The 10,416-nt window shown below is 59.6% G+C and carries 10 protein-coding genes and 2 pseudogenes; 6 read left to right on the top strand and 6 right to left on the bottom strand.

The window, feature by feature from the left end:
• The 3 genes and pseudogenes from AB5405_RS08375 to AB5405_RS08365 form a co-directional block, all read left to right on the top strand.
• Positions 1-190: pseudogene (locus AB5405_RS08375) on the top strand (amino acid ABC transporter permease); the annotation flags it as partial.
• A gap of 36 nt (positions 191-226) precedes the next feature.
• Positions 227-991, top strand: coding sequence for an amino acid ABC transporter ATP-binding protein (locus tag AB5405_RS08370; protein ID WP_117746439.1), 765 nt, complete (start codon positions 227-229; stop codon positions 989-991).
• Between the two features lie 87 nt (positions 992-1,078).
• Positions 1,079-1,888 carry a gamma-glutamyl-gamma-aminobutyrate hydrolase family protein gene (locus tag AB5405_RS08365; RefSeq protein WP_195445710.1) on the top strand — a complete coding sequence of 270 codons (810 nt, stop codon included), beginning with the start codon at positions 1,079-1,081 and terminating at the stop codon, positions 1,886-1,888.
• Between the two features lie 105 nt (positions 1,889-1,993).
• Here AB5405_RS08365 and AB5405_RS08360 read toward each other — a convergent pair whose 3' ends face one another.
• The 3 genes from AB5405_RS08360 to AB5405_RS08350 form a co-directional block, all read right to left on the bottom strand.
• Complete coding sequence (locus AB5405_RS08360) at positions 1,994-2,350, bottom strand: Hpt domain-containing protein (RefSeq protein WP_195543987.1); 357 nt, start codon at positions 2,348-2,350, stop codon at positions 1,994-1,996.
• A gap of 24 nt (positions 2,351-2,374) precedes the next feature.
• Positions 2,375-4,255 carry a diguanylate cyclase gene (locus tag AB5405_RS08355; RefSeq protein ID WP_368138166.1) on the bottom strand — a complete coding sequence of 627 codons (1,881 nt, stop codon included), beginning with the start codon at positions 4,253-4,255 and terminating at the stop codon, positions 2,375-2,377.
• Positions 4,256-4,466: 211 nt separating this feature from the next.
• Positions 4,467-5,264 (bottom strand): alpha/beta fold hydrolase, encoded by a 798-nt coding sequence (locus tag AB5405_RS08350; RefSeq protein ID WP_368138165.1) that lies wholly within the window; start codon positions 5,262-5,264, stop codon positions 4,467-4,469.
• Between the two features lie 225 nt (positions 5,265-5,489).
• Between AB5405_RS08350 and AB5405_RS08345 the strand changes: the two genes are divergently transcribed.
• From AB5405_RS08345 to AB5405_RS08335, 3 genes are all read left to right on the top strand, one after another.
• Positions 5,490-6,266, top strand: a complete 777-nt coding sequence (locus tag AB5405_RS08345; protein WP_368138164.1) for a radical SAM protein — start codon at positions 5,490-5,492, stop codon at positions 6,264-6,266.
• Positions 6,267-6,426: 160 nt separating this feature from the next.
• The gene (gene map, locus AB5405_RS08340) at positions 6,427-7,314 is read left to right on the top strand and encodes a type I methionyl aminopeptidase (RefSeq protein WP_368138163.1); all 888 of its coding nucleotides are present in this window, start codon (positions 6,427-6,429) and stop codon (positions 7,312-7,314) included.
• 129 nt (positions 7,315-7,443) lie between these two features.
• Positions 7,444-8,379 carry a D-2-hydroxyacid dehydrogenase gene (locus tag AB5405_RS08335; RefSeq protein WP_368138162.1) on the top strand — a complete coding sequence of 312 codons (936 nt, stop codon included), beginning with the start codon at positions 7,444-7,446 and terminating at the stop codon, positions 8,377-8,379.
• 231 nt (positions 8,380-8,610) lie between these two features.
• Here the strand turns inward: AB5405_RS08335 and AB5405_RS08330 are convergent, their stop codons facing one another.
• The 3 genes and pseudogenes from AB5405_RS08330 to AB5405_RS08320 form a co-directional block, all read right to left on the bottom strand.
• A complete protein-coding gene (locus AB5405_RS08330; RefSeq protein ID WP_368138161.1) occupies positions 8,611-9,078 on the bottom strand; it encodes a type II toxin-antitoxin system VapC family toxin in 468 nt (155 codons plus the stop codon).
• A 16-nt stretch (positions 9,079-9,094) separates the two neighbouring features.
• The gene (locus AB5405_RS08325) at positions 9,095-9,475 is read right to left on the bottom strand and encodes a translation repressor RelB (RefSeq protein ID WP_118081124.1); all 381 of its coding nucleotides are present in this window, start codon (positions 9,473-9,475) and stop codon (positions 9,095-9,097) included.
• Positions 9,476-9,689: 214 nt separating this feature from the next.
• Positions 9,690-10,416, bottom strand: a pseudogene (locus tag AB5405_RS08320) (M18 family aminopeptidase); the annotation flags it as partial.

The raw sequence follows: 10,416 nt of genomic DNA, 5'->3' as shown, positions 1-10,416 counted from the left end.
GGACACCACCGTTGCCTACGTGGTGAGCTACCCCGACCTCATGCAAAATGCCCGCGTGCTCATTACCAACTACGACGCCCTCGTATCGGTCTACCTGGTGATCGCGGTCATCTACATCCTCATCAACGTCGCGATTAACAAGGCCGCTGTCTATGTTTCGCACAAGACCGGCGCGACCATCATCCGCTAACGCTTTACCATTTCGAGTCATAAGGAGCCGAGCACCATGGCACAGAGCACCTCTTCCACCGGCAATCAGCCGCTGATCGAGCTCAGGCACGTCGATAAGCACTACGGCGATCTGCACGTCCTCAACGACATCAATCTGTCGGTCGACCGCGGCGAGGTCGTAGTTGTGATCGGACCCTCGGGCTCGGGCAAGTCGACCATGTGCCGAACCATCAATCGCCTGGAAACCATCGACTCAGGCGAGATCCTCATCGAGGGCGAGCCCCTGCCACAGGAAGGCAAGGATCTTGCCCGCATGCGTGCCGAGCTGGGCATGGTATTTCAGCAGTTCAACCTGTTTGCACATATGACCGTACTGCAGAACGTCATGCTGGGACCGGTCGATGTGCTGGGCGTCTCCAAGGAGGAAGCTCGTGAGCGCGCCATGGACCTGCTGAGCCGCGTGGGCGTTGCCGAGCAGGCCGATAAGGTGCCCGCACAGCTCTCGGGCGGCCAGCAACAGCGTGTAGCCATCGCACGTTCGCTTGCCATGCAACCCAAGGCCATGCTTTTTGACGAGCCCACGAGCGCGCTGGACCCCGAGATGATCAACGAGGTGCTCGAGGTCATGGTCCGTCTGGCCCAGCAGGGCATGACGATGATCGTCATCACGCACGAGATGAACTTCGCCCGCCGCGTGGCCGACCGCGTCGTGTTTATGGCCGACGGCCAGATCGTGGAAACCGGCACACCCGACGAGTTCTTCGACCACCCCCAGACCAAGCGCGCCCAGGACTTCCTCAACTCCATTAAGGGCCACTAGCCCAATTGCCACGCGGGCAAATTCATCAGTAACGTTTGTCCCGCGCCACCCCTGCGCCATGTCCACCCGGATTCGAAAGCCGCACCCATGATCGGAACCCGCACCTCATCGTCCTATACTCCGCACGTCGACGTCGATCCCGCCGACCGCCCGCTCATCCTGGTAGCACCACGCTGGGAAGAAGCGAAGCCCTATTTGAGCGAGACGCTCTCCCCCAACGAGGAGATTGCGAGCGTATTTGTCGACGCCATTCTTGCCGCCGGCGGTCTGCCGCTGCAGATGTCCATCACCGAGGACATTGAGGTCATCCGTCATTACGTCGATATCGCCGACGGCATCGCCATTCCCGGCGGCCCCGATGTCAATCCCAAACGTTGGGGCGATGATCGACCCTACGACCCCACCCTCTGCTGCGAGATCCGCGATAGTTTTGAGTTTAAGCTGGTCAGCGAGGTGCTCCGTGCCAAAAAGCCGCTCTTTACCACCTGCCGCGGCACGCAACTGCTCAACGTCGCCACCGGCGGCACCCTGTGCATGGACGTGCCGAGCCTGGGCGCGCGCGAGGGCCGCACGCAGTGGCGCCATACCCACGTGCTCAACGACCCTGTGCATCCTGTCGAGGTCGTGCCGGGCTCGCTGCTGGAGCGCGCGGTTGGCGGGCACAGGCTGATCCAGACCAACTCCGCACATCACTGCTGCGTCGATCGTCTGGGTAAGAGCACGCGCTTGGTCGCCAAGGCAACCGACGGCGTTCCCGAGTGCATCGAAGTCGAAGGCCAGCCGTTCTGTCTGGGTGTGCAATGGCATCCCGAGTACACCTGGCAGACGCTCGAGACCGACTTTAACCTGTGGAAGTCGTTTGTCGAGGCGGCGGCCAAGGTAAAGCAGACCCGCTAGTTCGCGAACCGCATAACAGATAAGGGCGCCCCGCCGGCCACATGGTCCGACGGGGCGCCCTTTTGCCTATACGCGACAGGCACACAGCCCAAGGCTCGCAAGCCCTTACTCAGCCGCCTCGCGCAGGGCCGACATCGTAGCCGCATATTGCTGCTGCAACGCATGCATTCCCTCGCGAGCGCCGTCAACGGCATCGGCGCCGCGCAGCGCTTCGGTCACCACGACCGCCGGCTCGTACAGATTATCGAATCCCAGGTTCTGGCTCACGCCCTTGAGCGTGTGCGCTGCCATAAACGCTTCCTCGGCGTCTCCTGCCGCCATGGCAGCCTCCAACCTGTCCATGCTCTCGTCATCTAAAAACTTGAGGGCAAAGCGGGCAAGCATTTCCCCGCCCATCAGCCGAGCACACGCGTCATCATAATTAGCGCCGATCTTCTCATACGCCTCACGCATGGAAATCATGGATTAAAAACTCCTTTGGTCAAACTAAATCGTAGGAAACGCGACGACATCGGCGGGGCGTGCCAACGTCTCGGCAATTTGGTCTTGCACCTCGAGCAAACAGTCGAGCAGCAACGGGTTAAAGGTGCCGCACTTACCGTCCAGAATCATCTTGATCGCTTCCTCGTGCGGGATAGCGTCCTTGTACACGCGCACGCTCGTCAGCGCATCGTACACGTCGGCCACCGAAACCACCTGTGCGGCAATGGGAATTTCGTCTCCCTTAAGGCCATCGGGATAACCCTTGCCGTCCCAGCGCTCGTGATGCCAACGCGCAATCTGGTACGCATATTCCATAAACGCATTGCCGGCGTGATGGCTACCCAGCTCAAGCAGCATGTCGGCGCCGATCGTGGTATGCGTCTTCATAATCTCGAACTCCTCGGACGTAAGGCGCCCGGGTTTGTTGAGAATCGCATCGTCAATCGACATCTTGCCGATATCGTGCAGCGCCGAAGCCAGGGCAATCGTGGAGCGCTCCTCATTGTCAAGGGAAATGGTGTCGCTACGCTGGACCAGACAGCCAAGCAGCAGCTCGGTCAGCTTTTCGATGTTCGTAACGTGCCTGCCGCTCTCGCCGTTGCGAAGCTCCATGACGCCAGCCATGATGTCGATGAGCATGCGACTGTTCTTGACACGCTCGTTGTACTGCTGGGACAGCAGGCTCGTCAGACGGCGCTGTTTGGCGTATAGGCGGATGGTGTTGCTTACACGGCGGCGCACGACACGGGAGTCAAACGGGCGGTTGATATAGTCCGAGGCGCCTAGCTCGTACGCGCGCAGAACCATATCATCGGAATCTTCGCTCGAAATCATGATGACAGGCAGATTGTCACTAACCGATCGGCGCGACAGACCGGCCAGCACCTCAAAGCCGCTTGTGCCCGGCATGACAATATCCAGCAGCACGAGCGACAACTCATCACCATAGCGGTCGACCATGTCGAGCGCCGTACGACCGTTGTCGGCCTCGAGGATGCAATACTCGTCCTTGAGCATCTCGCTGAGAATGACTCGGTTCATCTCGGAGTCATCGACAATAAGTACCAAAGGCTTTTCGCTTTGGAAGGCCTCGATGGAATCGGCATCGGTCACGACCGTACCGGCTTTTGCCTTAGCGCGGCTCAGTAACTGGACAGCGCGGCCAACGCCCTCATCGACCGTCTCGCCATGAATACGAACGCCACCAACACATGCCGTCAAGCTCACGTACTCATGGCCCGGAATAATCGTGGAACGAACGGCATCGGACACCTGATGCAGGCGACGGGTGAAGTCATCGGAGGGAATATTGGGCATGACAACCACAAACTTGTCGCAGCCATAGCGCACAAGCTCGTCAGTCGAACGGATTCCGCTGCGCATGGCTGTCGCCACGGCACCGAGCGCAAGGTCGCCGGCATGACGGCCACACGTATCGTTGAAGACCCTAAAATCATCAAGGTCGATCATCGCAACGCCGGCATTCATGCGGGCGCTACGGAGCTTTTCCTCGTAATATCGGCGATTGTGCACGCTCGTCAGCACGTCGGTGTAGACAAGGTCCTCTTTTGCGGCCTCTTGCCCATCGATCGGACGCACCATCAGCAGGACATGAGGCTCGCCCTCGACCTTCAGAGGGCGCAGGCGAGCGCGGTACTCAACGCCATCGTTGAGCAGCTGCTCCGACACCTCATCGGAATCTGTCAAGGCCTCAAGACTTGCCTGGCGCAAACAAGGGCAGCGATCGCCGGCGAGCAGGCAGTTAGGCTCGCTCTTAATCTGATCGGCCGACAGTAAACGTACCACGGGGTAGGTCTTCGCGACACGGGCGACCTCGGCGGCAGCCTCCTCGTCGGTTAGATTGACCTCGTGATTATTGAGCATATGGGGCCCTTTCGATAGTTTCGCATGGTAGCGGTGGGTTCCTAATTTTTTAAGGGTAACACCTTGTCGATGCAGGTAAGCACGTGAATGCTGTTACATTTTTATGAGTTGGCAGACGGCGCGATTGAAGCCGCAGATGTGAGGTTTTGAGCACATTTGTTAACAAGGCCGAAACGTTTGCGGGTGAAGTCTGCTTTGGCTATTGCGGGTGCTAGAGCCCCAGGATGCCACGGACAGTCTGGGCAGCCGCTACCGGGCGATCGCGCAGGCCGTTGTGCGCGCCGGGAACCATTACGAGTGGACAGTCCAAAAGTTCAGCCGCCACCCTTGTGCCCGCCTCGCGAGGCGTGCCAATCGAGAGCTCGCCCAGGAGCACGGCGGCCACCGTTTTCGACGCACGAACGCTATCCCAATCGGGAACGCAGGTCATAGTAATCCCGTATTCGTTTGCCATGAAACTGCGGCCGTTGCGCAGGGCATGCTTGGCTTCTGCCTCGGTTAACTTGGGGGCCTCAGGGTCCGAATCGCCGATGGCGCCCAGGAAGGCCCGTAATGCCCTGGAGACCTTTCCCGCGGCGATCATCTCGAGCAAAACCGGGGCCGCGCCCAGACCGGCACCCTCATCCGTCACGGCGGGTTCATGCAGGATCGCACGCGAGATTATGGCGGGGTTTGCACGGAGAAGCTCCAGAGTCACCAGCGTACCGGCACTGTGCGCGAGCACGTTTGCCGGAGTGCCAATATGCTCGATAACGGCCTGCAGGTCGGCGGCCTGGACGGCGAGGTCGTAGCGTCCGTCTGCAGCGTCGCCGCTCTCGCCGCAACCGCGGCGGTCGTAGGTAATGACGCGATAGTCACAGGCGAGCTCGCGGGCGATGCCGTCAAAAAAGACACCGTCGACGCACGCACCGTGCACGCACACCAAGGCGGGTGTATCGGACGATACATCCGGGCCGGCATATTCGCGGCAGGCAATCGTGGTGCCCGCATTCTCGACCGTAAAATCCATGTTGTGCCCCCATCATCAACGCCCATCCAGTTGCACGTCAGTACGATTGGATGGACCCGCATTGCCTTACGACTTGTTAACAGATTAACTGTACCCGACCCGAGGCTTTTCATGGCACGGCATAATGAGCGACGTGAAAAAACGAAACTTGTAAAGCAAGAGCCCACACCTTGCTTTGGAGCCGATGCTATGCTTAGGCACAATTGTCTTGAGGAGCATATGCCTATGTCTACGTTTTTGAATGCCAGCCCCATCTTTGGGCCCGTCCGCAGCCGTCGCCTGGGCCTTTCGCTCGGTGTCAACATGATGCCGGCGAGCGGCAAAATCTGCATGTTCGACTGCATCTACTGCGAGAACGGTCTCAACGCCGAGCGTCCCTGCCACGAGCCGTATAACACGGCTGCCGTGGTGCTCGATGCACTCGAGGCCAAGCTGCACGAGATGGCAATCGAGGGTGAGCTGCCCGATGTAATCACGTTTGCCGGCAACGGCGAACCAACCGCCGCACCTGAGTTTCCGCAGGCCATCGCCGGTGCCATCGCGCTGCGCGACCAGCTGGCCCCAAACACCAAGATTGCCGTGCTTTCCAACGGCACGCGCGCCGACCGTCCCCAGGTACACGATGCGCTCATGATGGTCGACGACAACATCCTCAAGCTCGATACGGTCGACCCGGCTTTTATCCAGCTGCTCGACCAGCCCGTTGGCCCCTACGATGTAGAGCACCAGATAGAGACGTTCGCGAGCTTTAACGGCCACGTCATTATCCAGACGATGTTTTTGAGCGGCGAGTACCGAGGCAAGTCTCTCGATAACACCGGCGAGGAGTACGTTGGCCCTTGGCTCGCGGCGCTCGAGCGCATTCGCCCGCAGGAGGCAACTATCTACACGGTGGCGCGCGAGACACCGGTCGCCGGCCTTGCTAAAGCGGCACCCGAGGTGCTCGACGCCATTGCCGCGCGCGTCCAAGCCCTCGGCATCCCCTGCCAGGTGAGCTACTAGCAAAACCACGCAGCAGCTAGTGCCCGCCATCCCGCCCCATCAGTTGCGGTGATATAGTTCCTATTTGTGCTGTTAAACCGCTTAAATCGGAACTATATCACCGCAACTTTTATAGACGCGTGGGTGGGCTATACTAGCTGCGGATGAAAGGAAGTTAGCCATGTTTGACAAAGGACCCGTGCCCGGCCGCAACGACGCTTGCTGGTGCGGCAGCGGCAAAAAATATAAGAAATGCCATAGCACCTTTGATGAGCGCCTCGAGCGCTTGTGGGAAGAGGGCTGGGAGGTTCTGCCCCGCACGCTCTACAAGACGCCCGCCGATATCGAGGGCATCAAGCGCTCGGCCGCCATCAACGTGGGCGTGCTCGATTACGTAGGCGAGCACATCGCCGCGGGCATGACCACCAACCAGATCGACCAGATGATCTATGACTACACCGTCGAGCACGGTGGCACGCCGGCCGACCTCAACTACGAGGGCTACCCCAAGAGCGTATGCACCTCGATCAACGATGTGGTCTGTCACGGTATCCCCTGCGATACGGACGTGCTGCACGAGGGCGACATCATCAACGTGGACTGCTCCACGATTCTTGACGGCTACTTTAGTGATTCGAGCCGCATGTTCTGCATTGGCGAGGTCTCTGCCGAGCGTCAGCGCCTGGTCGACGTCACCCGCGCCAGCGTGGAGGCGGGTCTGGCGGCCGTCAAGCCGTGGCTGCCGCTGTCCGTTATGGCCGAAGCCGTGCAAAAGACGGTCGAGGACGCCGGCTTTAGCGTGGTGCGCGAGTACGGCGGACACGGCATAGGCAAGGAGTTCCACGAGGACCCGTTTGTGGGCTTTACCACCGAGGCACCCGATGTGGACACCATCATGGCTCCGGGCATGGTCTTTACCATCGAGCCCATGGTCAACGCCGGAGCGCCCGACATCAAGATTAGCAAGGGTGACGGTTGGTGCGTGCGCACCAAGGACGGCAGCGATTCGGCTCAGTGCGAGGTACAGCTCGTGGTGACCGAGGACGGCTACGAGCTGCTGAGCTGGTAGCCGCAGATGCGCCGGATGCTGACGGGCACGCTCGTCTTGCATCCGGCGTTTTATTTGAACGTTTTGCCTGATAAAACCTGCCAAAATAAACCTGTCCCTTTTTGGCAGGCTGAGCGGAGATGACTGCTTGTGAACATCCTGGTTTTGTTGCCTGTCAACGACCGCCATCGTGCGATCCTCGAGTCGAGCGCTCCAGGCGAGGACTTTATCTACACGAGCGCCGACGCCGCCACACGTGAACAGGTCGCCGATGCCGACGTGATCCTGGGCAACATCGACCCTGGCATGCTCACGGCATGCGAGCATCTCCAGCTGTTGCAATTGCAGACCGCCGGCTATGACGATTACTTGGCCGCCGGCACCGTGCCGGCTGAAGCTAAGCTGTCTTGCTCGATCGGCGCCTACGGTCAGGCCGTGAGCGAGCACATGTTTACCATGGTCCTTTCCATGATGAAGCGCCTGCCCGGCTATCACGATTTGCAGCGCGAGCATCGCTGGGAGGATTTGGGGCCGGTTACCTCGCTCAAAAATGCCAACGTGCTGGTGCTGGGCGCGGGCGACATTGGCGGCCACTTTGCCACGCTCTGCCGCAGCATGGGTGCGCACGTCCGCGGCATCAAGCGCCATCCGCTCGTCTACCCCATTGTGTTTGAGGACATGGACGGCATGGACGCCCTACCTGAGCGCTTGGCGGAGGCCGACATCGTCGCATCCTTTATGCCGAGCACACCCGAGACCCGCGGCCTGGCGAACGCCGAGTTCTTCGCCGCGATGAAATCGGGCGCCTTCTTTGCCAACGGCGGCCGCGGCGATCTTGTAGTTGCCGACGATTTGGTTGCCGCCCTGGAGTCGGGACATCTCGCCGGCGCCGCGGTCGACGTCACCGACCCCGAGCCGCTGCCCGCGACAAGCCCGCTGTGGGATGCGCCCAACATGCTCATCACGCCGCACGTCTCCGGCTGGTTCCACCTGGCCGCCACGCTCAACAACGTCATCGACATCGCCGCGGAGAACCTGCGTCACCTGCAGGCCGGCGAAACTTTACGTTGTTGGATCGAGCACTGATTGTTCCGGCGTTTTACCAAACGCCGGAACCCCTCGACGCTGCGAGCCCCATGGGTTCCGCCGTTCTAACGAACGGCGGACCGGTCGACGCTGCGAGCCCGCCGTTTGGCCAATCTGCCGTTCAATTTCAAAGGCGCGACCAGAAGGTCAGCGCCTTTTCATTTCACGGCACCTTGGCTCAAACGGCAGGCTCTCGCTGACTTTTGCTCAACCTGTGGGGTCTTCAAATTGTTAGAGCGTTGCTAAGTAATTCTTTGCGTCTTCTACGCTCATTGCTGCGACAGGCGCGTGTGAACAGAGTTTGACATCGTTGGTGACCAGGAGATCTGCCTTTGAGCGCATCGCTGCCGCAATGATTAAATCGTCTTCGTAATCGCTATGGAGATTACGCTGCTTGCTCGCCATCCATATGTCACTCAGGTCGCAGGGTACCGGCGTGGCAAGTTGCGACAACACGTCGAGGCAATCCCATGCAAGTGATGTCGCCGCCACGGCGGCATCTTGGGATAGTGAGCCATGCTCGCGCCGATACCATGCCTTATGTTCGCTTGAAATCAAATAGAACAGATCTTTGGACGATGTCGCCGCATACAGCAAATCCACCTGCGCCGTGCATGCATCGCGTAAAAACTCAATCGCCACCGAACGACCACGTCGTGAGGGAATGAAGTAATCGAGCCACACGTTGGTGTCAACCAAGATACGCCTTGGAGCCTCACTCATAGAGCCAGCTCATCTCCTCGCCATAGCGATCCGCATAGGCATTCCGTTTGAGCTCTTCGTCGTCCGATGGCTGAGCCCTGACCATATCGATTCCTGACTCACGGCAAGCGGCAGCGAACAGCTTCGACCCCTGATCCATGAGCTCGAGCTTACGTTTGGCGGCCTTTTCGCGCTCGCGCTGTTCCGCCCGGGCACGACTGGGCAGCAGGATATCCTCGAGCGCACCGGGGCGATCGGCCAGCGACGCTGCAAGCTGCCAGAGCGCTCGCACCGCTTGGCTCGGCGTCATACCGGCCCTGGAGAGAGCGGCGTCCCCACTCCTTTTAAGATCGGCATCGAGACGCACGTTGATCTGAGCGGCTGTTGTGGTCATGACCCCTCCTTAATACTTCAAAACTATCATAAAACTCTATGGTAGATACGTAAAGCATGTATAGCATTTATAAGCATTAGCCGTACTCTGTACACAAAAAGCCGCCGAGGCACACTGCACCTCGGCGGCCACGTATCACAGATCTAGCTCGGTTTCACCCTTTGCATTCGCCCAGATAAAACCTGCCAAAATTAACATCCCTTTTTGGCAGGTTTTAGAGCTCCACGCTTACGGCTCCGTTGATGGTTAGGTTGCGCTCGTAGAAGGCCGTGAGGGCGCGGATGGCGTACATCACGTCGCGCACGCCGCCGGTCTCGTAGCTTGAGTGCATGGCCAGCTGCGGCAGGCCCACGTCCACGGCATGCATGCTCGCCTGCATATTGGACAGGTTGCCGAGTGTGGAGCCTCCGGCCATATCGCTCTTGTTGGCGAAGGCCTGTGTGGGTACGTCGGCGTCATCACAGATGGCCTGGAACACCGCGCGGCTAAAGGCATCGGTGCAGTAGTGCTGGTTGGCGGCTTCCTTAATGACAATGCCGCCGTTGAGCACAACCTGATTGCGAGCATCGCACTTCTCGGCGTGGTTGGGGTGCACGGCATGCGCGTTGTCGCAGCTCACAAGCATCGAGGCGGCAAGTGCGCGATGGTACGACTCGTCGTCAAAGCCCAGCGATCCGTTGATGCGGCGCAGCGCGTCGGCCAAGAACGTCGACATGGCGCCCTGCTTGGTCTCGGAGCCAACCTCCTCGTTATCAAAGCAGCAAAAGACCGAGATGTCATGCGCATTCTCGGCACCCAAAAATGCCTGCAGCGAGGTGTAGGCGCAGGCCAGGTCGTCGAGCTTGGGCGTCGAGATAAACTCGTCGGCCCAGCCCCAAATGCGCGCATCCTGACGATTGACCAGGAACAGATCGCGACCTAGGATCTGCCCGGGTTCAACG

The sequence above is a fragment of the Collinsella aerofaciens genome (genome assembly GCF_040920445.1).
Lineage (GTDB): Bacteria > Actinomycetota > Coriobacteriia > Coriobacteriales > Coriobacteriaceae > Collinsella > Collinsella aerofaciens_BH.
The sequence above is the reverse complement of the archived record's forward strand: the minus strand, read 5'-3'. Positions and strand labels throughout refer to the sequence as shown.

Excerpts from the sequence above, each read along its gene's own strand:
- AB5405_RS08370 (WP_117746439.1), top strand. The coding sequence starts at position 227 with ATGGCACAGAGCACCTCTTCCACCGGCAATCAGCCGCTGATCGAGCTC.
- AB5405_RS08365 (WP_195445710.1), top strand. The coding sequence starts at position 1,079 with ATGATCGGAACCCGCACCTCATCGTCCTATACTCCGCACGTCGACGTC.
- AB5405_RS08355 (WP_368138166.1), bottom strand. The coding sequence starts at position 4,255 with ATGCTCAATAATCACGAGGTCAATCTAACCGACGAGGAGGCTGCCGCC.
- AB5405_RS08350 (WP_368138165.1), bottom strand. The coding sequence starts at position 5,264 with ATGGATTTTACGGTCGAGAATGCGGGCACCACGATTGCCTGCCGCGAA.
- AB5405_RS08325 (WP_118081124.1), bottom strand. The coding sequence starts at position 9,475 with ATGACCACAACAGCCGCTCAGATCAACGTGCGTCTCGATGCCGATCTT.
- AB5405_RS08360 (WP_195543987.1), bottom strand. The coding sequence starts at position 2,350 with ATGATTTCCATGCGTGAGGCGTATGAGAAGATCGGCGCTAATTATGAT.
- AB5405_RS08345 (WP_368138164.1), top strand. The coding sequence starts at position 5,490 with ATGTCTACGTTTTTGAATGCCAGCCCCATCTTTGGGCCCGTCCGCAGC.
- map (WP_368138163.1), top strand. The coding sequence starts at position 6,427 with ATGTTTGACAAAGGACCCGTGCCCGGCCGCAACGACGCTTGCTGGTGC.